The organism is Streptomyces sp. NPDC006335 (genome assembly GCF_040612795.1).
Lineage (GTDB): Bacteria > Actinomycetota > Actinomycetes > Streptomycetales > Streptomycetaceae > Streptomyces.
In genome coordinates this window covers 73474-97246 of the sequence record NZ_JBEXQX010000021.1, presented here as the reverse complement: position 1 = coordinate 97246, position 23773 = coordinate 73474, and the positions used below count along the sequence as shown (strand labels likewise).

General features: G+C 68.5%; 17 protein-coding genes and 3 pseudogenes. 9 read left to right on the top strand and 11 right to left on the bottom strand.

Annotation, left to right across the window (positions count from 1 at the left end; translation table 11 throughout):
- Nucleotides 1-53: 53 nt before the first annotated feature.
- Nucleotides 54-3077 (bottom strand): RICIN domain-containing protein, encoded by a 3024-nt coding sequence (locus ABZ098_RS38370; protein ID WP_356598493.1) that lies wholly within the window; start codon nt 3075-3077, stop codon nt 54-56.
- A gap of 921 nt (nt 3078-3998) precedes the next feature.
- Here ABZ098_RS38370 and ABZ098_RS38365 point away from each other — a divergent pair.
- The 7 genes and pseudogenes from ABZ098_RS38365 to ABZ098_RS38335 all read left to right on the top strand — a co-directional run bounded on the left by ABZ098_RS38365 (nt 3999) and on the right by ABZ098_RS38335 (nt 9863).
- A complete protein-coding gene (locus tag ABZ098_RS38365) occupies nt 3999-5498 on the top strand; it encodes a family 43 glycosylhydrolase (protein WP_356598491.1) in 1500 nt (499 codons plus the stop codon).
- 356 nt (nt 5499-5854) lie between these two features.
- Nucleotides 5855-6224, top strand: a pseudogene (locus ABZ098_RS38360) (IS110 family transposase); the annotation flags it as partial.
- A gap of 128 nt (nt 6225-6352) precedes the next feature.
- Complete coding sequence (locus ABZ098_RS38355; RefSeq protein WP_356598489.1) at nt 6353-6484, top strand: hypothetical protein; 132 nt, start codon at nt 6353-6355, stop codon at nt 6482-6484.
- Between the two features lie 829 nt (nt 6485-7313).
- Nucleotides 7314-8405 (top strand): multiple monosaccharide ABC transporter substrate-binding protein, encoded by a 1092-nt coding sequence (gene chvE, locus ABZ098_RS38350; protein WP_356598487.1) that lies wholly within the window; start codon nt 7314-7316, stop codon nt 8403-8405.
- 163 nt (nt 8406-8568) lie between these two features.
- On the top strand, nt 8569-8727 hold the full coding sequence (locus ABZ098_RS38345; RefSeq protein WP_356598485.1) for a hypothetical protein: 159 nt from the start codon (nt 8569-8571) through the stop codon (nt 8725-8727).
- A gap of 193 nt (nt 8728-8920) precedes the next feature.
- Nucleotides 8921-9103: pseudogene (locus ABZ098_RS38340) on the top strand (TetR/AcrR family transcriptional regulator); the annotation flags it as partial.
- A gap of 169 nt (nt 9104-9272) precedes the next feature.
- Entirely contained in the window at nt 9273-9863 is a 591-nt protein-coding gene (locus tag ABZ098_RS38335) for a TetR/AcrR family transcriptional regulator (RefSeq protein ID WP_356598483.1), read from the top strand.
- A 770-nt stretch (nt 9864-10633) separates the two neighbouring features.
- Here ABZ098_RS38335 and ABZ098_RS38330 read toward each other — a convergent pair.
- Nucleotides 10634-11542, bottom strand: coding sequence for an SDR family oxidoreductase (locus ABZ098_RS38330; RefSeq protein WP_356598482.1), 909 nt, complete (start codon nt 11540-11542; stop codon nt 10634-10636).
- Between ABZ098_RS38330 and ABZ098_RS38325 the strand changes: the two genes are divergently transcribed.
- Nucleotides 11532-11858, top strand: coding sequence for a hypothetical protein (locus ABZ098_RS38325; protein ID WP_356598480.1), 327 nt, complete (start codon nt 11532-11534; stop codon nt 11856-11858). The genes ABZ098_RS38330 and ABZ098_RS38325 overlap by 11 nt on opposite strands.
- Nucleotides 11859-12048: 190 nt before the next feature.
- On the opposite strand, the gene ABZ098_RS38320 is transcribed toward ABZ098_RS38325, so the two are convergent.
- From ABZ098_RS38320 to ABZ098_RS38280, 9 genes and pseudogenes are all read right to left on the bottom strand, one after another.
- On the bottom strand, nt 12049-12528 hold the full coding sequence (locus ABZ098_RS38320) for a MarR family winged helix-turn-helix transcriptional regulator (RefSeq protein ID WP_356598478.1): 480 nt from the start codon (nt 12526-12528) through the stop codon (nt 12049-12051).
- Nucleotides 12529-12535: 7 nt separating this feature from the next.
- Nucleotides 12536-13597 (bottom strand): alkene reductase, encoded by a 1062-nt coding sequence (locus ABZ098_RS38315; RefSeq protein ID WP_356598476.1) that lies wholly within the window; start codon nt 13595-13597, stop codon nt 12536-12538.
- 74 nt (nt 13598-13671) lie between these two features.
- On the bottom strand, nt 13672-14577 hold the full coding sequence (locus ABZ098_RS38310) for an NADP-dependent oxidoreductase (RefSeq protein ID WP_356598474.1): 906 nt from the start codon (nt 14575-14577) through the stop codon (nt 13672-13674).
- A gap of 356 nt (nt 14578-14933) precedes the next feature.
- The gene (gene ppk2 / locus ABZ098_RS38305; protein ID WP_356598472.1) at nt 14934-15944 is read right to left on the bottom strand and encodes a polyphosphate kinase 2; all 1011 of its coding nucleotides are present in this window, start codon (nt 15942-15944) and stop codon (nt 14934-14936) included.
- A 62-nt stretch (nt 15945-16006) separates the two neighbouring features.
- Nucleotides 16007-16249, bottom strand: coding sequence for a DUF6411 family protein (locus ABZ098_RS38300; protein ID WP_330262247.1), 243 nt, complete (start codon nt 16247-16249; stop codon nt 16007-16009).
- A 124-nt stretch (nt 16250-16373) separates the two neighbouring features.
- The gene (locus ABZ098_RS38295; RefSeq protein ID WP_356598470.1) at nt 16374-18137 is read right to left on the bottom strand and encodes a thiamine pyrophosphate-dependent enzyme; all 1764 of its coding nucleotides are present in this window, start codon (nt 18135-18137) and stop codon (nt 16374-16376) included.
- Nucleotides 18138-18218: 81 nt separating this feature from the next.
- The gene (locus ABZ098_RS38290; RefSeq protein WP_356598468.1) at nt 18219-19802 is read right to left on the bottom strand and encodes an FMN-binding glutamate synthase family protein; all 1584 of its coding nucleotides are present in this window, start codon (nt 19800-19802) and stop codon (nt 18219-18221) included.
- A 140-nt stretch (nt 19803-19942) separates the two neighbouring features.
- Nucleotides 19943-21922: an amino acid transporter gene (locus ABZ098_RS38285; RefSeq protein WP_356598466.1), complete on the bottom strand. Its 1980-nt coding sequence runs from the start codon at nt 21920-21922 to the stop codon at nt 19943-19945.
- Nucleotides 21923-22367: 445 nt separating this feature from the next.
- A pseudogene (locus ABZ098_RS38280) lies at nt 22368-22591 on the bottom strand (AbfB domain-containing protein); the annotation flags it as partial.
- Nucleotides 22592-23062: 471 nt separating this feature from the next.
- Between ABZ098_RS38280 and ABZ098_RS38275 the strand changes: the two are divergent.
- Entirely contained in the window at nt 23063-23266 is a 204-nt protein-coding gene (locus tag ABZ098_RS38275) for a cold-shock protein (protein WP_097276311.1), read from the top strand.
- The last annotated feature ends 507 nt before the right edge of the window (nt 23267-23773 follow it).

The window sequence follows — 23773 nt, the reverse complement described above, 5'->3', positions numbered from 1 at the left end:
GGGACCCGGAATTCCGGACCCCGGCCGACGGCCGTACCGCGGTGGACGGGCGGTCAGGAGTTGAACGGTGTGGATCCGTCGGCTGCGGCGATGCGCCACAGGTGGTCGGCGGTGCCGTTGTCGTCCCACTGCACGGCCTGCGCCGCGGTTGCGGTGGACATGTCCTGGATGCCCAGGGCCATGCCGCTGTTCTTGTTGATGATCTTGCAGTAGCCGCCGCCCGCGTCCACCACGGACCAGAGGTGATCGGCGGTGAGCGTGTCACCCCACTGCAGTGCGGTGGCGCCGGCCGTCTTGGAGGCGTCCTTGATGCCGAGCACCTGCCCGCTGTTGGCGTTGAAGATCTTGTAGTAGCCGTTCTCGGCGGGAACGATCTTCCACTGGTGGTTGGCCGTGGCGTCGGCCGTCTGCTGCTGGGCGGCGCCTCCTGCGGCGATCGAGGAGCCGGAGATGCCGAGCTCCAGATTGCTGTTCTTGTTGACGATCTTCACGGCCGGTGTCTCCGGGTACCAGGACTCCAGCTCGGTGACGCCGACGAACTTGCCGGCCTGAGGGGTGAAGACGACCCGGAACTGGGAGGTCGTGATCGTCGGGAAGGTCACCTCGTTGGCGTCGTCGGCGACCGGGGTGGCAGGGCTCTTGGTCTGGTTCGGGACAGTCACCCACGAGCCGTTGCTGAGGTACTGGACGGTGTAGCTCGCCGGGACGCGGATGTTCGCGCCGTCGTCGTAGGTGTAGAACTTCACCTCGTTGATCTTCCGCGGTGCGCCGAAGTCGACGCCGAGGTGGTCGGTGGCGTTCGGCGAGCCGGAGTTGGTCCACCGGTCGTCGGGGATCTTGTCGTAGCGGATCCAGCCGTCGGTGGCCCGCAGCGGGGCGTCGAAGGTGGTGGGCTTGCAGGCCTGCCCGCTGTGGCAGTGCGGACCGTTGGAGACGGTGTTGGTGTAGGAGGCGAAGGCCTTCGGGTAGGGCTGGGTGATGGTCCGGCCGAGCCAGTCCTGCTCGGCGGTCAGCGGGTTGGCCGCCACGTTCATCAGCCGGGTGGCCGGTGCCGGGGTGACGGGGGCTGCCACGTTCACGGTGGTGTTGGCGAGCGTCGACGACTGCTGGATGCGCTGGCCGTCCTGGAAGATCTGCAGACCGCTCCCCTTGCCGTAGTGCGTGCCGTCACGGTCCCAGCGGATCGAGTAGGTGTGTCCGTGGTAAGGCAGGGACTCCACCGCGAAGTAGTCCCACGTCGACGGGACGAGCGGCTTCAGCACCAGCGTGTTGTTCGCCTGCGGCTTGATGCCCAGCAGACCGGTGAGCACCAGGTCGTTGAAGCTGGAGTGGTTGTAGTTCTCGCTGAAGTTGAAGCCGTCGTAGATCCACGCCCCGGTGTCGCCGTCGGCGGCCTCGGCGATGTAGGGCTTGCCGTCCTTGTGCTGGAGGTCGGCGAACTGCGCCAGCATCGTCTGGTAGTCCGCCTTGGTGACGTAGCTCTGCGCCGGATAGTCCTGGAGCAGGTTCGCCATGCCGGTCAGGACCTGGCTCGTCTGGAACGGCCAGCTCGGGCCGTTCCAGTGGCAGCAGTTGGCGTCGTCACGCTGCTGCGTGGCGGGGATCGCCTGGTAGTCGAAGTACGGGTTCGCCGTGATCCGGTCGAGCTCGGCGAAGCCGGTGCCCTTGGCGAACTTCAGCGTGTTGGCGCCGGCCTTCATCGGGACCTGCACGGTGACGGCCTGCGACTCCGAGAACTTCTGCCAGGCCCCGGTGGGCGCGTAGCTGACCGTGATCGGGTTGGCGGTGGCGTCGTTCACGATGAGCTTGTGGGTCGACGTGCCGCTGGTGCCGTTCGCGTAGTACACGGTCACGGGGTACGTCCCGGCGCCGGGCGCGTCCACGGTGAAGGTGACGTAGCTGTCGTCGAAGTCGATCTGCCCGACGTACTGCCCGTTGGAGGCGGTCGACGAACTGAACAGGTTGGCGTGGTTGCGGGTGGCCTGCTCCGCCTCGAAGTCGTGCACCCGCTCCAGCGTCGTGGGTCCGAACGGCGCCTTGAACCGCTTGGAGTCGGTCAGGTACTTCCACGCCGACGAGTACTGCGCGTCGGGCAGGTTGAACGCCCACGGGGCGTAGCCCATCAGCTCCCGCCAGGTCGTCCTGGTCTGCTTCAGGGTGCCGTTGGTGGTGTCCGTGTTGTAGACCTGCATGAAGAAGTTGCGCTGCGGGTCCCACAGCGAGTTCTGCACGGCCGACTTGAGCTGCGCGGCCTTGGCGTCGTAATCGTTCGCAGTCGCCGTGTCGCCGTTCAGCGCGGCGATCTTGCTGATGGCCTGGGCGGCGCTGAACATGTACGCGTTGATCGTGGGCCGGTAGCCGCGGCCGCCGCCGAACCAGTCGCTGCTGTGCATCGACGTCTCGGTGTACTCGGTGGCGTCGGACAGCGGGGTCTGGTGGTACAGGTCGCTGGTGGACTGCGTGCCGTTCACCGTGACGTCGGCGTTGAAGTTCGAGTCCCAGCGCTTGTACAGCGCGATGAGGTGAGGGAGCGCGGACTTGATCTGGGCGGCGTCGCCCGTGACGAGATAACGCTGGTACGCGGCGCTCGTGATCCACTCGCTGAAGTTGCGGGCGCCCGAGTTGCCTGCCCCGTGCAGCCAGAAGTCCAGGTAGTCACCGGCGTAGTCCCGGTTGCGCAGCCAGCGCCCGTCCAGCAGGTGGTAGCCGGCCGCGTCCGGGAGCGCGGTGTACGGGTTCCCGGCGTAGCCGATCGGCACGTCGTACTCGGTCGACACATAACCCGTACCCGGCACCGTGTAGCGGAGCGCACGCTTGTAGGTGCTCCACCGGTAGTAGTAGACATCGTCGATGTCGTTGTCGGGGGTGTCGAGGAAAGGGATGTTGTCCTTGTACCACTGCCGCTCGTCGAGCTGGTTGGCGGCGAGGATCTCGTCCTTGTCGAGCGCGACCGCGTTGGGGTCGTCGGCCGCCTGGGCGGGGGTCGCCCCGGGTCCGCCGGTCAACAGGGCCATGGACAGCGTCGAGCCGCACAGGGCGGCCACGAGGCGGGTGCTGGGTCTGGGGCGATGACGCATAGAGGTGTCCTCCATTGGGCACTCATGCGAGATATTTGTCGTTCGAAATGCCGAACGTCGTTCGAAATTCTGCCAGACGGTAATGACGGACAGCAGAGCAAGTCAATAGATCCGGCAAAGCGAGCTGACAGGGCGGGCAACTCGGCGCCAACGCGTCGGCACTGGCAGGTCGCCGTACGGGTCGGCTCCTCCGACGGTCCCGCGGGCGGCAGGAACGCGCACGACATCGACACCGTCGGCAACGCCAACCTCGCCGAGGCCGCCCACCGCACCGGCATCCGCCGGTTCGCCCTGACCAGCATCCTCACCGCACAAGAAGCTCGCCGAAGACGAACTCGAACAGCTCGGCGTCCCGTCTCGACGAGCGGCTCGGCATCGCCCACGGTGAGCTCGCGGACGATCCGCCAGTCGTCGCTGCCCCGGGTCAGCCCCTCGTCGGAGTGCTGGGCCCAGACGACGTGGCCCCCTTCCCGCCGCGCCTTCGCGACCAACAGCCAATGTTCGCGACGACCGCGTCGTGCCCGTGAGCCTCCTCGACGACGCCTTGGTGCACGTCGACGACAAGAAGTGCGGTGTTCGGCCGGTTCTCGAGTGTTGTCATGGCCTCTCCTCGCTCACGCAGGGGCCCACGGTCCCCCGCACAGCAGTCCCGGCCACAGCCAGTCGAGGAGGCGGCCTCGGCCCGCCCCGCGCGCACCCCTCAACTCCCGCCTTGAAACCGGTGCTTGAGGAGCACGTCGGACTGCTCCATCAGGCTGAGGTGAGAGCCAGCCGGTGAGCGGCTCCGTCACGCCTGGCACGCGGGACGGATTCGCACAGGTAAAGCGCGTGTGACGAGAGCGTTGACGGAACCTTGGACCCCGCTTATCTTCTGACCGAATTTACGAACTGTGTTCGAAATTACGGACAGGACGGTCCCGCATGCCGAAGATGTCAGAGCAGCCCCCCGTCAGATCCCTGATTCTGTGCGTGCTCGCCGTACTGATCGCCATGGTGGCGGCGACGACCCCGGCCACCGCCGCCGAGGGCCGCCCGTACACCAACCCCATCAAGTCGCAGAAGGGAGCCGACCCCTGGCTCGAGTACTACAACGGCAACTATTACCTGGTCACCACGTCCTTCACCGGCGTGCTGACCATGCGGAAGTCGCCGACCCTGGCCGGGCTCTCCACCGCCGCCAGTGTCCAGATCTGGAGTGACACCACCTCCACCCGCAACACCAACATCTGGGCGCCGGAGATCCACTTCCTCGACGGCCACTGGTACCTGTACTACTCCGCGGGACAGAGCGGTGTCGCCTGCTGCGGCTCCCAACGCACCCACGTCCTGGAGAGTGCCGGAACCGATCCGATGGGCCCGTACACCTACAAGAACCAGCTCAGCGGCTCCAACCTCACCCCTGGCGGCTGGCTCATCGACGCCACAGTCCTGCAGAACAACAACAACCTGTACCTGATCGGCAGCGGCTTCATCAACGGCAGTACGCAGAGCCTGGTCATCGCGCCGATGAGCAACCCGTACACACTGGCCAGCAGCACCTTCACCATCATCTCCAGCCCCACCGCGAGCTGGGAGACCTCGGGCGGCGCGGTCAACGAGGGCCCCGAACCCCTGTACCACGACGGCCGCACGTTCCTCACCTTCTCCGCGAGTCACTGCAAGACCGCGGACTACAAGCTGGGCCAGCTTGAACTGACCGGCACCGACCCGCTGAACCCCGCCTCCTGGACGAAGAAGTCCACGCCGGTCTTCCAGCGCGACGACGCGGCAGGTGTCTACGGCCCCGGCCACAACGGCTTCTTCACCTCTCCGGACGGCACCGAGAACTGGATCGTCTACCACGCCAACGACTCCGCGACCGGCGGCTGCGGCAACGGCCGTACGACGCGGGCGCAGAAGTTCACCTGGAACGCTGACGGCACGCCGAACTTCGGCACCCCGGTGGCGCTCGGCACGACACTGCCCGGCCCCTCGGGCGAAACGGCGACGACCCCGACCGCGTACACCCTGGTGAACCGCAACAGCGGCAAGTGCCTGGACGTCGAGGGCGGCAACACCTTGGACGGCACCAACATCTTCCAGTGGAGCTGCAACGGCGGCGCCAACCAGAAGTGGCGCGTCGAGGACCTCGGCAACGACACCAGCCGACTGGTCAACGTCGCGACCGGCAAGGTCGCGGACACCGCGGGCTGCGCGACGGCCGACGGCACGGACATCGCCCAGTGGTCCTGGCTGAACAACAACTGCCAGAAGTTCCGTCTGGCCTACACGGCCACCGGTGACTACGTGCGGATCGTGAACGAGAACAGCGGCAAGGTCGCCGACGTCGCGAACTGCGGCACCACGAACGGGGCCGACGTACGGCTGTGGACCTGGCTGAACAACAATTGCCAGCAGTGGCGCCTCGTCCCCACGACCTGACCTGCCTCCGCACCCCGCACCCCGCACCCCGGGATCGGGAGAAACCCGTTGAGACGCAATGCCGTACGGCTGCTCACGGCCGTCCTCTTCGCCTTGATGGGCCATCACCTCGCCCCCCGTTGCCTTTCTCGCGGCTCCGCAATGGGGCCTCCGACCTTCGGGTCCGGCATGACTTCTCCCCCTTGTTGCGGTTGACGATCCGGGGGTTGGGTCACCGGGCCCGGAGGCATCGACAGACCGCTGATGAGGGGCTTGAGCACCGGCATCACCCGAGCCGAAAAGGCTCTCCGTAACGTGGATGTGGCAACTCGGTGCCCTGGCAAGGCCGGACGAAAGCGTGATGGAGGGGCTTGCATGTGATCGACACCGGCGACATCCACGTCTTCCGCGGCCTGGACGTCGGCGACGGCGAGCACCACGCCACTGCCGTCAGCCCGGCGGGAAGAAGGCGTTCGACAAGCGCCTGCCCAACACCGAACCCAAGCTCGGCGAGCTCTTACGGTCGCTCACCTGCCCGGGCTGACGATGCGGCGGATCGCCGAGCTCTACCCTGGTGAGGCGAAAACGGACGCAAGGGACGCGTTCATCATCGCGGACGCTGCCCGCGCAATGCCTCATACGCTGCGGGCGATCGACGGCGACGACGAGACGATCGCCGAGCTGGAGATGATCGTCGGCTTCGACGACGACCTGGCCGACGAGGCCACCCGGGTCGCCCACCGGCTGCACGACCCGGGAGGGCGACCTCGGTGGCGCAGGAGGTGATGGCGCCAATCCCGTCAGGCGCCTCGACGAAGGCCTGGGCGGCCGCAATGGCTTCGGCCGGCTCACCGGCCAGCAGGTGGAGGTCGGGCTTGGGGCGGATCATCGCGATGACCGTCTCGCTGACCGGCATCGCGTGCGAAGCCCCCGAGCGTCCCGCGCTCTTCTCCTCCGGCCCCCGGTCCAACTCGAAGCTCCAGCGGCGGTCAGGCCGTCCGTGGTGACAGGCGTACCCCCGCTCCCCCTCGGGTGCGACCGCCGCCGACGGACGGGCCGTGCCTGCGCAGGTCGTCAGGCGAACCGCCTACAAACGAGCTCCTGGAACAGGCACTCAGCACCCCCGCCCTGCTGACACCTGACCGATGCCACCAGCGCGCCCGCCCACAGCCGAACGGCATGGAGATGCCTGGGTTCTAAACGTCTCTCTGTAACCGTTCCAGTTCACCCCGTTGACACCCTGTACACGGCCCCTTACTGTCACGCCAACTTCCGAACGCTTGGCGATATTTCGAACACGCGAAAGGCGATTGCCCTGTGCACCCCCGGAATCAGCACGCATGTGGCCGGAACGCCGTGGCGCAGCCCGACGTAGGCACAGAGCACGCCGGCAAAGGGAGTACGAGAGTCGGCGATGCCGGGCCGTAGCAACGCACTGATCGGCGATGTGCGGGATGCCGAGGCGTCTGAGCACCGACTCGATCAACGTGCCGGGCGGCCTGACCGCAACCGTGGGAGCGAGGTCCGCCGGTTACTCGCTCGCCTTGAAACCCGTGCACCAAGACCCTGACGACCTCGGCTGCTGCGTGCGGATCGGCGAGGGCGCCGAAACTGATCCGACCCGGTGCACCGCTCAGTCCGAAGTCCGGTCCGCCCGGGGATCTACCCGTACGGGACTCGTCCGCGACGCCTGCCCCTGCCACAGCGCCCGGGCGCAGCATCGCTCCGACTCGCTCTCGACCTGCCTGCCGAGCGCCCGGCTCATTCCACCGCTTCCCCCTCGACGTCTGGTCCGCCGCAATTCCTCAACGATGAGAAGGACAAGGAACGATCACCATGCTCAACCGAAGAACCGCCCTCGCCTCCCTCGCCGGAGCCGCCTCTCTCGCGCTCACCGTGTCCGCCTGCGGGCAGAGCAGCGTGCGCACCTCCGAGGGCACGTCCGAGGGCGGTACCGTCGGCGTCGCCATGCCGACCCGGTCCTCCGACCGCTGGCTCACCGACGGCAGGAGCATCGTCAAGGACCTGAAGGGCCAGGGGTACAAGGCCAAGCTGGTCTACGGCGACGACGACCCGAAAGCCCAGGTCTCCCAGATCGAGAACCTGATCAAGCAGGGCGTGGACGCACTGATCATCGCGGCCATCGACGCCAAGTCGCTGAACGGCGTGCTCCAACAGGCCGCCGCCGCGCACATTCCGGTGATCTCCTACGACCGGCTCATCCTCGGCACCAAGAACGTCGACTACTACGTCTCCTTCGACAACGAGATGGTCGGCCGGATGCAGGCTTCCCACATCATCAAGAAGCTCGGACTGGAGGGCGGCAAGGGCCCCTTCAACATCGAGCTGTTTGCCGGCTCCCCCGACGACAACAACACCAAGTATTTCTTCGAAGGTTCGATGGCGCGATTGCAGCCGTTCCTGGACAGCAAGCAGTTGGTCGTTCCGTCGGGTCAGACCGAGCTCAGCCAGATCACCACGTTGCGCTGGGACGGGCCCACCGCGGAAAAACGTATGCGCGGCATCCTCGCCACCTGGTACCACAGCAAGAAGGTCGACGCGGTCCTGTCGCCCTATGACGGTATCTCGAGGGGCGTCCTGTCCGCGCTGAAGTCCAACGGCTACGGCTCCGGCAGCGGGCTCCCGGTCATCACCGGTCAGGACGCCGAGCCTGCCTCGGTGAAGTCGATCATCGCGGGTCAGCAGTCGGAGACCGTCTACAAGGACGTCCGCGAACTCGCCGGGGCCGCCGCAGACATGGTCGACGACATACTCAAGGGCCGGCTTCCGCGGATCAACAACAGACGCGACTACAACAACGGCGTCAAGGACGTGCCCGCCTACTTGCTGCAACCGCAGAGCCTCGACAAGACCAACTATGACGTTCTGATCCGGGACGGTTACTACACGGCCGATGAGCTCAAGTAGCGACGGGCCTTGGCCCTCGAATCCCGGACATAGGTCAATCCCGCTGGCGTCAGCGTAGTTGCTGTTGTTCGGGACGCTGTTTCGTAGGCGATCGGGCTGAGGTCGGTGTCGACGCCCTCATAACCTGTCACCCCATTACAGCGTCTCCGGGGCGACGAGGCTGATGCACCGACTCCGCTTCAGCCCGCAGGTCCCCGCGCGGAAGGAGGCGACCTGGACCGAGGCGAGAGAGCCCGGGCGGCTCACGGAGGCTACGTCTGTTTCGAGACGAGGCAGGCTTCACCCGACGGCCGCCCATAGGACGGACCCGGGGCCGGCGTAGCGTGACTCCGGAAGTGGCGGTCAGCGGGCGACACTCGGGGCGGCTGTCGGTGGCCGGGCTGATCGCGATGCGGCCCGGCTCCCGCACCGGCTGTGCCACCGCCTGCGCGTCCACCCCACGGGCAAAGGCAAGCGCCGCAGCATGGGCGAGCGCGACTTCATCGCGCTGATCGACGGCGTCCACAGGCGGCTTCGCCGCCCGTCTGACACCCCACGACCCGCCCTCGGCCCGCCTGAAATCACTCAGCCTCCTCGGCATGATGGCCGGCACCCTGCAACTCTCCCGCGCCCTGACCGACCGGCAACTCGCCGACCGACTCCTCGAACAGGGCATGCGCAACGCCCTCGCCCTGATAGACGCCGAAGAGCACACCTGATGCGAAGATCCGCCGTCGAGTGCGGGATGGCCAGCCCTCACCGACGAAAGCCCCACACTCGCTCGCGCGTCGCCACTGCCGACCCTTTGGATTACGTTTGCAATACAATAGGCTGGCTGAGTCGGTGAAGGGCAACCGGTCCTGCCGGGCCGGCGAAGGAGCGTGTGGCATGGTGCGGTACGGCAAAGAGCACAAGGCGGAGACCAGGCGACGGATCATCGAGACGGCGGGCCGCCGGTTCAAGCAGGACGGTATCGACGGCTCCGGCGTCTCGACGCTCATGAAGGACGCGGGGCTGACCAACGGCGCCTTCTACGCTCACTTCGCATCCAAGGACGACCTCGTCACCACGGCAATCGCCGACCAGTTGAAGGTGCAGGCCGAGAGTGTCGTCGCGCTGGCCGAACCCGGCCGTGCCGGACTCGAACAGATCGTGCGGGGGTACCTTTCACCCCAGCACCGCGAAAGGCTCGCCGACGGCTGCCCCAACGCCGCCCTGCTCGACGAAATCGGGCGCTGCACCGAGACGACCAGGCAGGCGTACACCGACGGTGTACTGATCCTCGTCGAGGGCATCGCCGAACGCATGGCGCCCGCGGACCCGTCCTCCGCACACGTGAAGGCACTCAGCCTCCTCGCCATGATGGCCGGCACCCTGCAACTCTCCCGCGCCCTCACCGACCGGCAACTCGCCGGCCAACTCCTCGAACAGGGCATCCGCAACGCCCTCGCACTCCTGGACGCCGAGCAGCACAACTGAGACGCCGTCCGCGCACCGATCAGAAGCTGCGTCACTCTCGGCACCGGCCACCCCACGAGGGGAAAAAACGAGGACCATCGCGCATCGTGCGGAGCGAGAAGTGGCGCGCGACCGATCAGGACCGGGCGTCACCGTTCAGCGGATCGTCGTGCCCGGGCCCAAGGACGCACCCCCCGTCTCGCTTCGCGTCTTCCAGCCCACCGGCCTGCTCGACTCCGAGGGAGCGGTTGTTGCTCCCGCGGGCATGCTTCGCCGAGCTCCAGGCGTGCCCGCGTCCGGCGACGACGATCCGTTCGTATGGGGTGGACTGGCCGCGGTGGTGGAGATTCCTGGCCGGGTGGGGAGGTGGACCGGGACCGGGCGACGCGTCAGCATGCGCGGGACTTCGCTCGGTTGATGCAGGGCGCGCCGAAACCCGCCCCAATCCACTGGCGCTATCGAGGTGCCGACGAGCTGTCGCCCGCGCCGGCAGCTCGGAGAGCGGCAGGTGCGCAAAGCGTCGTCACACCTGCTGACCAGGAGTTCGCTGCGGGAGCGACCGTGGCGCGAGGCTAGCCGATAGGGCTCCATGCGGCTCAGCGCCGGGTCCGTTGACGCTGAGCCGTGCAACAGGAGCAACAGGTGTCGTGGTATCGCCAGTTCAGGTGAAGCCGCGGCTGCAGCCGGGCCAAAGGGTTCCAATCCGGGGGTGAGAACGTGTGGTGATCTGACACAGCGGTTTTCCACCCATCGGTTGGCCCCCGCCCGGGGGCGACCGGGATGCGGGCCCGTCACCGGTGCTGCGCCGTGCCCAGCTCGTCGGTGTACCGGGCGAGGGCGTCCTCGGCGGTGGGGACGGGGCCGAACAGTTGCTCCTGACGGTGAGGGTCGGCGACGTAGCGGCCGCTGTCGAACCAGCCGAACATCGCAGCCATGTCCTTGACCAGGGGCATGAAGCGACCGGCGACGCCACCTGCGGCGCGGGCGACGGCGGACGGGACGGCCCACACCTTGATTTTCTTTCCGGCTCGGTTGCCCATCAGGTCGGCCATCTCGCGCATGCTGACCGGACGGTCCCAGCCGATGTCGATGCGCTCACCGTTGTCTGCCTCGGCGTCGACGGCGGCCGCCAGGTACGCCGCGAGATCGGAGGTGTGGACGAAGGTCAGCGGGACGGTGGTCTTGCCGATCCACGTCAGGCGGCCCTTGTCGATCGGGTTGCCCGCCATGGTCGCGATCTGGTCGAGGAAGGCTCCCGGGCGCAGTGCGAGGAACGGGACGCCGAGCTGTTCGAGCTTGTCCTCGGCGAGCTTCTTGTGCCAGAAGTGCGGGACGTGGGGCGTCTGGTCGCTGGTGAGGATGCTGGTCAGGACGAACCGCCGGATGCCGGTGCGGTGGGCGGCCTCGGCGAGGTTGGCGTTGCCGACGGTGTCGATGTCGTGCGCGTTCTTGCCGCCGCGGGTGTAGCCGGCGGCGGTGGTGACGACGGCATCGGCGCCGTTCATTGCGGCCACGAGCGAGTCGAGGTCGAGCATGTCGCCGCGGGCGATCTCGACGCCCCGCTTTTCGAGCCTGCTCGCGTCGCTGGTCGGCCGGACCAGGGCGCGGACGTTCTTGCCGCGCCCCAGCAGTTCGTCGACGACCTTGCCGCCGAGGGAGCCGGTCGCGCCGACGACAAGGACGGGGAGAGTGGTGGTCACGGAAGTCTCACTTTCCATCAGGTCAGGGGTGGGGGGTTGGGTGGCCGTCGGCGTGGACGCCGTCGGCCCGGGTTACTCAAGGGGCGGGCCCGTGATGGGCGGATCCGTGGCTCGGGTCGTCGGCGGCCTGCGGGAGCTTGTGGAGGTCGACGGTGACGCGGGTGATGCGGCCGCCCTCGACGTGCGGTCGGCCGACCACGGTGAAGGGTTCGACATCCCCGTGGGAGAGGTGTTGCTGCCTGCACTGGGACGGCTCGCGCTTGCCCCGGACGTTGAGGTTCCGCTCATCCCCGTTCTCCCTGACGTACGGGGGTGAGTACGGGGGTGAGCGGGGGTCCCGGCACATCGGCCGGCTCAGCTCACCGGGCGTCTTCCGGCAGTTGGGGAGGCTGGATCCGTTCAGCACGGGCCTTCGTGAGCCGAGTTGCTCTGCCGCTCCGCCACTTCGCTGGAACGCTGGAAACGATTCGCACTCCAGGCCGGAACCGGGTGCACGCCGAGGTGAGTTACTCGGATTCTTCCTGCGGAAGAGCGCTGCTGTTGATCGCGTCGGCGATGGCGTAGGCGATGCGGACGAAGGACTCTGCCTGCTGCGCCGACAGGTCCCGCGCGGAGGTCTCCTCCAGGGCTCGCCACATGGCGGCGATGGGCTCCCGCAGGGCACGGCCCTTGTCGGTGAGATGGACGACCATGACGCGCCTGTCGTGTTCGGCCGGCTCGCGCACGAGCAGGCCGGCGTCCTGCATGCGACGCAGGGACTTGGAGACGGTGGAGTGGTCCAGGCCGACGCTTTCGAGCAGTTCGGACTGGGTCTGGCCGTCCCGGTCCAGGAGTTGCATCAGCAGCAGTTCCTGTCCGGGATGCAGATCCATCTCGCGGAGCATGGCGGCGGCGCGGGCACGGTGGGCGCGGGCGAGCTGGAAGATCGCGTAGCTCATCGGCCCGTCGCCGGCCGTGGAGGGGGTGCGGTGTGTGGGGGCGGGCATCGGTTCCTCAGACGGTGTGGGTGGGGTAGTCGGTGTAGCCGGCCACTCCGCCGCCGTAGAAGGTCGCCGGGTCGGGGGTGTTCAGCGGCGCGTCAGAGCGTAGCCGCTCGACCAGGTCCGGGTTGGCGAGCGCGAGGGCGCCGACGGAGACGAGGTCGGCCGTGCCGTTGTCGACGTCCTTGGCGCGGGTGGGCAGGTCGGTGCCGGCCCGGTTGAGGATCAGCGTGGTCGGCCACAGCGTGCGCAGGGTGCTCAGCAGCTCCTCGTCGCCCGCGTGGAGGATGTGCAGGTAGGCGAGGCCGAGCGGGCTGAGGGCGCGCAGGAGTGCCGGGTACAGCTCGGCGGTGTCGGACTCGGCGATGTCGTTGTAAGGGTTGCCGGGCGAGATGCGCAGGCCGGTGCGGTCGGCGCCGATCTCGTCGGCCACAGCGGTGGCGACCTCGACGGCGAAGCGGATGCGGTTGTCGATGGAGCCGCCGTACTGGTCGGTGCGCTGGTTGGTGTTGTCGGCGAGGAACTGGTGCACGAGGTAGCCGTTGGCGCCGTGGATCTCCACGCCGTCGGCGCCTGCCGCGACGGCGGCCGCCGCGGCGCGGCGGAAGTCGTCGACGGTCGCCACGACCTCCTGCGTCGACAGCGCACGGGGCGTCGGCATCTCCTGGGGCCCGGACGCGGTGAACATCGCGCCCTGCGGCCGGATGGCCGAAGGGGCGACCGGCCGGCGCCCGTGGGGGGTGTTGTCGGGGTGGGCGATGCGCCCGGTGTGCATCAGCTGGATGACGATCCGGCCGTCGGCCGCGTGCACGGCGTCGGTGACCTTGCGCCACCCGGCGATCTGCTCGTCGTTGTGGATGCCGGGGGTGAGGAGGTAGCCCTGGCCGTCGGCGTTGGGCTGGGTTCCCTCGGTGATGATGAGCGCGTGCGAGGCCCGCTGGGCGTAGTACTCGGCGTTCAGCTCGCTCGGTACGCCTTCGGGGGTGGAGCGGTCGCGGGTCATGGGGGCCATGACCAGGCGGTGCGGGAGGGAGATGTCGCCGACGGTGGTCGGTGTCCACAGGGCGTTCAGCATGAGTGGTCCTTCGGTGCGGTGATGGTCAGGTGATGAGCAGGACATGGCAGAACAAGAGGGAAGGGCGGGCGTGATCAGTCGAGGGTGAGGACGAGCTTGCCCTGGACATGCCCGGCGTCGCTGACCTGCTGGGCCTTGGCGGCCTGGGCGAGTGGGTAGGCGGTGACGGTGGTGACGAGCTTGCCGGTCGCGGCGTCCTGCGCCAGGGCGGCCAGGCGGGCGGCCGAGCGTTCCCGGCCACCGGTGGAGAAGGTGATGCCGAGCTGGTGTGCGCGGAAGTCGGCGATGGTGACGATGCGTTCGGTGCCGCCGCGCAGGGCGATGGAGTCCTCGAGGGCTCCCTTCCCGGCCAGGTCGAACACCGCGTCGACGCCGTCGGGGGCGAGCGCCCGGACCCGCTCGACCAGGCCCTCGCCGTAGAGGGTCGCGGTGGCGCCGAGCGAGGTGAGGTAGTCCTGGTTGGCGGGGCCGGCGGTGGCGATGACACGCGCTCTGCGGGCCGTGGCCAGCTGGACCGCCAGGGTGCCGACCGCTCCGGCCGCGCCGTGCATCAGTACGGTCTCCCCCGCGGTGACGCCGAGCAGGTCCAGGACCCGCTCGGCCGTCTCGGCGGCCACCGGTAGCGCGACCGCGTGCTGCCAGTCGAGGCCCGCGGGCTTGGGGGCCACGGTGGTGGCCAGCGCGTACTGGGCGTACGAGCCGGTGTCGGACCAGCCCAGCACCTCATCGCCCACCTTCACGTCCTGCACGCCCTCACCCAGGGCGTCCACCACGCCGGCGAGCTCGGCACCGGGGACGGCGGGGAGCGGCGTGGGGAACGCGGCCTCCAGGGCCCCGGAGCGGATCTTGCCGTCCAGCGCGTTCAGCCCGGCCGCCTTGACGCGGACGCGAATCTGCCCGGGGCCGGGCTGCGGGACCTCAATGTCCGCCTCGTGCAGCACTTCCGTGCCGCCGAAACGGTCGAACAGGATGGCCTTCATGACGACTCCTCCCGTGCCCCACCCATTTAGGTGGCTGGACACATAACTACCGTACAGCAAATATGTGGCTAGCCAAGTATTGGCCGCTGGGGTGCCGCGAGATCGGTCACGGTCGCGCGGTCTCCTCGGGATGGCCGGCCGTCGAAGCGGGGGGCGCCCCGCCAGAGCGCGCCTTGCGCGGCCACGCCTTCAAGAACACCTGGCAGCGGCCGTCAAGGACTGGCAGGCCCGGCATGAAAACGGATCACCCAGGTAGCGGCACGATGCCTGCCAGGGAAGGGCCGTAGGTCTTCGGTCCGGTGGGAGCGCGGTCTTCGGTCCGGTGGGAGCGCGGCCGGTAAGCCCGACGCCGTGGCTCAGCGCTGCTCGTCGTCCGCTCTGGCCGGGTGGTTGCCGGGACCGCGGTCGTACCCGGTCAGGGGGGTCGGGGAGAGATCGGTGGGTTCCTCACCGGCTTCCAGCAGCGTGTCCGCGGCGCCCACGATCAGGGGGTCGGGCTTGCCCACGGCCGTGTGATCCTTGGTCGGATAGTCGCAGCGGTCCAGGAGGCTGCGCATCGCTTCCAGCCGGCCGCGGCGTTTGTCGTTGTTCTTCACCACGGTCCACGGGGCGTGGGGCGTGTCCGTCGCCCGGAACATTTCGACCTTGGCCGCGGTGTACTCGTCCCACAGGTCGAGCGAGGCGAGGTCCGTCGGGGAGAGCTTCCAGCGGCGTACGGGGTCGACCGTGCGGATCGCGAAACGGGTCCGCTGCTCGGCCTGGGACACCGAGAACCAGAACTTCACCAGCAGGATGCCGTCCCGGGTCAGCATCTCCTCGAACAGCGGGGCCTGCTCCAGGAAGGTGCGGTACTCCGCCTCGGTGCAAAAGCCCATCACTCGCTCGACTCCGGCCCGGTTGTACCAGGACCTGTCGAAGAAGACGATCTCACCGCGGGAGGGCAGATGCGCCACGTAGCGCTGGAAGTACCACTGACCCGCTTCCCTCTCGGTCGGCTTCTCCAGCGCCACGACGCGGGCGCCTCGCGGGTTGAGCCGCTCGGTGAACCGCTGGATCGTGCCACCTTTGCCGGCCGCGTCACGGCCCTCGCAGAGCACGACCACCCGCTGGCCGGTCTCCTTCACCCAGCGCTGCATCTTCAGCAGCTCGACCTGCAGAACGCGCTTGGTCCTCTCGTACTCGGACCTCTTCACCTTCCGGTCGTACGGGTAGTTCTCCAGCCACGTGTCCACCGGACTTCCGTCGGCGTCCAGGAGGATCGGCTTCTCCGGCCGGCGTTCGTCCACACGCAGGCCGTCGAGCAGCTCTGCCTCGACCCGGATCTCCTCGTCCTCGTCCGGCCGGGTCTTGTCGTCGTGCTCCGACATCACCAATCTCCTGATCATCCTCATGTGCCGACGCCGGTGACCGTTGCGACGGCCGCCACCCCTCAGAACGGAAGGCGGCCTCGCGCCCGGCGGCCGGCGGAGCCGCTGCGGCCGACCGCGCGGGAGCTGGAGCTGAAGGGTTTGCTCAGCAGCCGTCCCAGGACCCCGGGCGCCTTGGACCCGGCCCGCGAGCCGGCCCCGAGACCACGCTGGGCACCGTTCTGCGGATGCCGGGAAAGGCGCGGCAGGAGGAAGGCCAGCACGGCCAGGAGAACACATGCGGCGATGACAACGGCGATGACCATCAAGGGCTCCGGGGTCGGTGGGAATCTTCGCTCTTCTCCGCTTCTGCTGGACCGCGTGCCCCGTCCACCCGCAATCACGCCGCACCCGTTCCTCCCGGTCGGTTCACTCACCTGCGGGGCGGTCTCAGCGCGGGCTGTCGTCTCCGTGGCTGCGCACGATCTCCTTGACCTTGGCCACGGCGAAGCCCCAGCCCTGCTCGACGGTCGGCTTGGCCGGCACCGCGACCTCGTCCGGGTTGGTGAGCACGTCGAGCAGCACAGGACCGGGGGTGTCGAACGCGCGGCGTACGGCCTTCTCCAGGTCGGCCGGGTCGGTCACCCGGATTCCGGGGATGCCCATGGCCGTGGCCACGGCGGCGAAGTCGGGGTTGTCCAGGACGGTGCCGAACTCCGGCAGTCCGGCCTGTTCCTGTTCGAGTTTGACCATGCCCAGGCGGCGGTTGTCGAAGACGACGAGCTTCACGGGGAGCTGGTGCGTCTTCAGTGTCATGAGGTCGCCGAGGAGCATGCTCAGCCCGCCGTCCCCGCAGAAGGCCACGACCTGCCGCTCGCGGTCCAGGCACTGGGCGCCGAGCGCCTGCGGCATCGCGTTGGCCATCGAGCCGAGGTTGTAGGAGCCGATGAGCCGCCGCTCGCCCCGCATCTCGACGAACCGGGAGAGCCACACCGTCGCCATGCCAGTGTCGGAGGTGAAGATCGCATCGTCGTCGGCGAGCCGGTCCACCACAGCCGCCAGCGCCTCCGGCCGGATGTCGTGGGTGCGGTTGTCGAGCGAGGAACGCACCCGGCCGAGCAGGCCCTTGTCGTGTGCGGGGTCGGCCAGCCGTGCCTGGCCCTCGCGCCACCGCTCGAAGCGCTCACGTGCCTTCTCCAGGTGCGTGCGGTCCCGCGCACCGTCCGTCCCGGCGGGTGCGGCGGCGAGGTGGGTGAGGAGGTCCCGGACGGTCGTGCCCGTGTCGCCGACGAGACCGACGTCGACCGGCACGCGCCGCCCGATGTGGGCGGGCTCGGTGTCCACCTGGATGACGGTCTTCCCCTCCGGATACCAGTCCCGGTAGGGGAAGTCGGTCCCCAGGAGCAGCAGGGTGTCCGCGTCCTGCAGGGCCGACGCGGCGGCCGGGTTGCCGATCAGCCCGGTCTGGCCGACCTGGAACGGATTGGTGTCGCCCTCGAAGCCCTCCTTGGCCTTGAGGGTGAGCACCATGGGTGCGGCCAGCCGGTCGGCGAGGGCCAGCACGTCCTCGCGTGCGGCGCGTGCGCCCCGTCCGACGAGCAGCGAGACCCGCTCGGAGCGGTCCAGGAGTTCGGCCGCCCGCCGTACGGCGGATTCGTCGGGTCGGCTGAGCGGGGCGTTCAGGGAGAACCGGGCCGGGCGGTCCGAGGTCAGTTCGCGCTCGCCCAGGTCGCCGGGCACGGTCAGGACGGCGACGCCCTTGCGGCCGAGGGCGTGCCGTACCGCTGTCTCGAGCATCTGCGGCAGTTGGTCGGGAGAGGTGATGGTCGCCCGGAAGACGGCGACGTCGCTGAAGAGCGCGTCGTTGTCGACTTCCTGGAAGTAGTCGGTGCCGAGTTCGGCGAGCGGTACCTGCCCGGCGATCGCCAGGACGGGGGTGTGGCTCTTGGCCGCGTCGTACAGTCCGTTGAGCAGGTGGACGGAACCGGGTCCGACCGTGCCCATGCAGACACCGAGGGTGCCCGAGAGCTGCGACTGGGCGCTCGCGGCGAACGCCGCCGCCTCCTCGTGCCGGCACCCCACCCACTCCAGGTTCTCTGTGGTGCGGATGGCGTCCGTCAGGGGGTTCAGCGCGTCTCCTACGACGCCGAACACCTGGTGCACGCCGAGTTCGCTCAGTGCGTCCACGATGACGCGGGCGACGGTGCGGGCCACGTGAGTCCTCCGGTTTTTCAGACGGTGAATCGGTCGGGGTCGGCGGCGGTCAGACGGTGAATCGGTCGGGATCGGCAGCGGTCAGACGGTGAATCGGTCGGGATCGGCGGCGGTCCAGTCGGCCGCCCAGGCGGCAGGCGGCTCAGCGAGCAACTGCCCCGGGTCGAGCCACTCGTACAGCTCCTCGTAGGAGCGCTCGGTGTAGGGATCGATGCGCCGACGCAGCATGTGCGGGCGCAGGTCGGCGGGATCGGTGACGCCCATGGAGGCCATGAGCTGCAGGGCGCTGGCCACGGTCGCTTCCTGGAAGCGCTGGACGCGCGGCGTCTTGTCACGCACGTCCAGGGCGCGGGCGCGCCGGGGGTCCTGGGTCGTCACCCCGGTGGGGCAGGTGTTGGTGTGGCAGCGCTGGGCCTGGATGCAGCCGACGGCGAACATCATCGCCCGCGCCGCGTTGCCGTAGTCGGCGCCCTGCACCAGGCGCTTCACCAGATCGGTACCCGTGGCGATCTTGCCGCTCGCTCCGATCCTGATCCGGTCGCGCAGGCCCGCGCCGACGAGGGCGTTGTGCACGGTGAGCAGGCCTTCGGTCAGCGGGGTGCCCACGTGGTCGGCGAACTCCAGAGGAGCGGCTCCGGTGCCGCCCTCGCCTCCGTCCACGATGATGAAGTCGGGGGCCGTGCCCTCCGCCAGCATGGCCTTGCACACGGCGAGGAACTGCCGGCGCGAGCCCACGCACAGCTTGAATCCGGCCGGCTTGCCGCCGGAGAGCTCGCGCATCCGGGCGATGAAGCGGACGAGTTCACGCGGGGTGGAGAACACCTTGTGGTACGGCGGCGAGATCACCGTCCGCCCCTCGGGCACGTCCCGCACCTTCGCTATCTCGGCGTTGACCTTCGCCCCCGGCAGGACTCCGCCGATGCCCGGCTTGGCGCCCTGCGAAAGCTTCAGGGACACACACTTGACGTGATCGTGGGCTGCCTTGTCGGCGAACTCGGCGGGGTCGAAGTCGCCGTCCGGGGTGCGGCAGCCGAAGTAGCCGGTGCCGATCTCCCAGACCAGGTCCCCACCCGGCTTCAGGTGGTACTCCGACAGGCCGCCCTCCCCCGTGTCGTGGGCGAAACCTCCGGCCGCCGCGCCGCCGTTGAGGGCGAGGATCGCGTTGGACGACAGCGAGCCGAAGCTCATCGCCGACACGTTCAGCAGTGCCATGTCGTAGGGGCGGGAGCAGTCGGGTCCGCCGATCCGCACCCGCGGAGGCGTCTTCGGCACCGGGCACGGCGCCATGGACGGCACCAGGAACTCGTAGCCGGGCAGATAGACGTCCCGTTCGGTGCCGTACGGCTGCTCGGCGTCGGTGCCTTTCGCCCGCTCGTAGACGATGGTGCGGACATCCCGGTCGAAGGGTCGCCCGTCGAAGTTCCGCTCGATGAAGTACTGCTGCAGCTCCGGGCGGATCCGCTCCAGGAGGAAGCGGGCGTGGCCCAGAACGGGATAGTTGCGCAGCACCGAATGCCGGCGCTGCAACAGGTCCGCCGCACCCAGCAGACCCAGCAGGGTGAGCGGTACGGCGACCGCCCACCACCAGGGTGAGAGACCTACCGCGGCGACAACCGCCACGATGCCGGCGGCCAGAGCGAGGACGACGATCGCAATGCGTTTCACTTCTCGCTCATTGCCCTGCGTCGGATGTCCAGTCCTGCCCTTTCGTCAAGAAACCTGCAAGACAGGACCACTGGGCTCGGCGTGAGAGCCGGATTCCGGCCGCCGCCGCACCCTGGACAGCCATGGTTCCGACCGCGGTGTCAGCCCGCGACGTGGATGCCGGGGCGGCGGGCGGGGTCGGGCTGGTGCCGGCGGATGATCTCGCGGGTGACGGGGGCCGTGTCTCCACGTCCGAGGAGGAAGTAGCGGAACATGTGGGTCAGAGGGCTCCCCTCCGCCCAGGCGAAGTAGCAGTGCGGCTGGACGCCGGTGGTGTCGTGGAGGGTGAGAAGGATCGCGGCGATGGCGTTCGGAGCCGCGGGCGCTTCGGCTCGCAGGATCCGGTGCCCGTCGACTTCGACGCCGTGGACGGTGAGAGTTTCGCTGAAGTCGGAAGGGTCGACGACGTCGATCTCCAGGAACAGGATGTCGGCGAGGCCGGGCACGGGGTTGATGGCACGCTGTTCGCGTTCCTTGTCGGCGTACTCGGCGCCGTCCCCGGCCTCGCGGCGGTTGGCGACGATGTTGATGGCGTTGTCGTGGGCGAGGGTGTCCCTGATGAACTGGCGGGCGGCCTCGTCGAACACGATTTTGTCCGCGCGCAGCTCGGTGGTGCGTGAGATGCGGGAGATCAGCGAGATGGTGATGATGCCGACGATGAACATCGCGGAGATGGTGATGCCGTTCGGCTTGTCGATGATGTTGGCCACCAGCGCATAGAGGAGCACCGCGGTGAGCGCGGCGAATCCCACGCACAGGACGCGTTGGCGGCGGCGCAGCGCGGAGACGGTGACCGCGAAGGCCCCGGAGACCATCATGGCGAGGATGCCGGTGGCGTAGGCGCCGGCCTGGGCGTCGATGTCGGCGTCGAAGGCGATGGTGATGACGACGCACAGAACCGTGTAGACCAGGACGACGGGGCGCACCGCGCGACCCCATTCGGGGGCCATGCCGTACGCGGGGAGATAACGCGGGACGATGTTGACCAGTCCGGCCATCGCGGAGGCGCCCGCGAACCAGAGGATCAGAATGGTGCTGATGTCGTAGGCGGTGCCGAAGGCTTCTCCGACGTGTTCGTGTGCCAGCCAGGCCAGGGCCCGGCCGTTGGCCGCACCGCCCGCCTCGAACTCCTTGTGCGGAATGAGGACGGTGGTCACGAAGCTGGCGGCGAGCAGGTAGACGCTCATGATGAGCGCGGCCGTGGTGAGCAGTCTGCGGGCGTTGCGGATACGGGACTTGAGCCGCTGCTCGGCGGTCTCGCCCTCGGCGGAGATGAGCGGCATCATGCTCACTCCGGTCTCGAAGCCGGACAGACCCAGCACCAGCAGGGGGAAGGCCAGCAGCGCGGGCTCGGCCAGGTCACCGAGCCCGCGGCCTTCGGTGAGTGCGCCGGTCCAGGCCGAGAAGGCGTCCGGGCTGGCGAACACGTCCACCAGGCCGACGCCGATGGTCACCGCGTTGAGCGCGAGGAACACGGCGACCAGGGGGATGGCCACGCTCACCGCTTCGCTGAACCCGAGCAGGAAGACCCCGCCGAGGAGCGCGAGGAGCGTCACGGTGATGACGACCTCGTGACCTTGCAGAGCATGTGGGGCGTAGGAACTCTCCACCAGGTGTACGGAGGCGTCGGCCGCGGAGAGGGTGATGGTGATGATCCACGAGGTCACCACGAACCCGAGCAGGACCAGGACGAACAGTTTGCCCCGCCAGAAGGGCAGCAGGTCCTCGAGCATCGCCACCGATCCGGCCCCGTGCGGACTCTCGCCGGCCACCCGCCGGTACATCGGCAGCATCCCCACCAGGGTCAGCACCACGAGCAGAAGCGTGGCCAGCGGCGAGACCGCACCGGCCGCGAGCGCGGCGATCGCCGGCACGTAGGCCAGGCTGGAGAAGTAGTCGACGCCGGTCAGGCACATCACCTTCCACCAGGCGTGAGACTCCCCGGCGCCTGCCTCCGCCGCCGGATTGACCGCCTGCACCCGATGTCGCAGCAACCACTGTCCCAGAGCGCCACCTTGGCGCCCCGTTGTGTCAGAATCCTCCACCACGTCCACAGCGGCCAGATCGTCCACGTCGGTCATGTCTCCCCACACCCTTCAACCCGCCCAGCGTGCTGGGCCCCACAGCCCGCAACGATCACCGAGTATGCGGCCTCCGGCAACCCTCTCCCTACCAGGGGTGGAGGCGCGCAGCAGAGCGCGCGTCACCGGCCTTCTTCCCCGCCACGCCGTCGTTGTGCCCGCTGACCACAGGGCCCCTTCCACGAGGCCGGAAGCGGCGGCGGCCCACAGGCTGTGCCGTGAGAGGAACGGCAGTTGGAACGCCAACCGTCACCCCGCGGGCACACCGGACCCAACGGGCGCTACCGCATCCAGCGCTGCGGGGGCGCTTCATCCGGCCCTCACAGGCGGCACTCGCCCCCTGGACACCCCATGAGGCCGACGCTCGCTGCCGGCCGAGCGACGCCATCCGCCCGACAAGATCGTCGTACAGGTATTGCTCCTCCCCAGGCCGACAGCGGTGCGCTCAGCTCCATGCCACCACCGGCACGAAAGAACTGTCCTGCCGGACCAGTCCGTTCCCGCCGTCCGCTCCAGCCGGAGCTGGTAGTTGTAGGGGCGCAGGTAGTACCCCGGGTAGTTGAACGACTCCCAGCGGATCGCCCCCGAGGACGTGCAGCGAGGGCTGGTCTGCCAGTACCGCGCGGTGTAGTTGGCCGACCGGAAAGACCGTGTGACGTTCTTCCGCAGGGGACTGACCGCCGACCACAGCGAGATCGACACCCTCAACGTCTACGCCGACGGACCATGTCAGATGACCGTCATCCACTACATCCCGGCGCCGTGACGCCCACCCGGCCGGGGGTTGCTCCAGCCCCGCCCCCGGTGCCGGGTCGCCGGTGGTTTGTGGCACATGCGTGCGCGGTGTTGGACTCGGTGAGCCCAAGGCCTCGAAGTGGCGCGGTCACGAAAGGGCGTGCGCGCATTGCTGGCCCGGACGACGGAGGGCACGACCGGGTGGGCTGGGCGCACTTCTGGCAGCAGATGGCGTGAATGGCGAGGGATCTGCTGTCGGGAGGCAGGCGGGCTTGGCATGTGTCGTGGTGTCGGTCGGATAAGTGGTGTGATCGGGGGTACAACGGCTGCAGGCTCGTGCGGTTGCGGGCCGGAACATGCCCGGTTGGACGGGCTGTTTCCAGGCATGAACGAAGGATCGACGGTATGGCCAGCGGCACCGTGAAGTGGTTCAACTCCGAAAAGGGCTTCGGCTTTATCGAACAGGACGGTGGGGGCCCGGACGTCTTCGCGCACTACTCCGAGATCGCGGGCAACGGGTACCGCGAGCTGACCGAGGGCGAGCATGTGACCTTCGACATCGGCCAGGGGCAGAAGGGACCACAGGCGCAGAACATCGTCCGGGGCTGAGCGGGCCACGAAGCGCAGGGCGAGGCGGCTGACCGGTTCGGCAGCCGCCTCGCTCATGCAGCGCCGTAAGGCGTGAAGCGGTCCCTCCCGGCAACAGGACCCGCGCTTGGGGGACGCACTTGGCCCTGACCAGAATTCGGTCAGGGCCACAGTCGTGCTTGTGGGGGTGAAGGGCGGTCGCCTACGCGGCGAAAGGCTCTGGGGGGCTTCAGCCGGACGATCGTCCCCGCAGGCTGTAGGTGAGGCCCGGGGACGCTGTCCCGTTCACTCCCACGCCTTCCACAACAGCCCTAAGGGGCAAGCCATTTGGGCGCGCTGCCTCATAGATCCACGCCGTCTACGAGGTGCGCATTTCCAGGCCCCCGCTGTAAGGATGCCGATGGCCGCCGCCGACAGGCAGTCGACAACCGGCGGCTCATCCGACAGGTGTGGGTCAGACCCTGCACTCGGGCACCGGATCGAATCCGCTGAGATCCCGTGACTCGACGGCTTTGCCCGCGTTCCCTG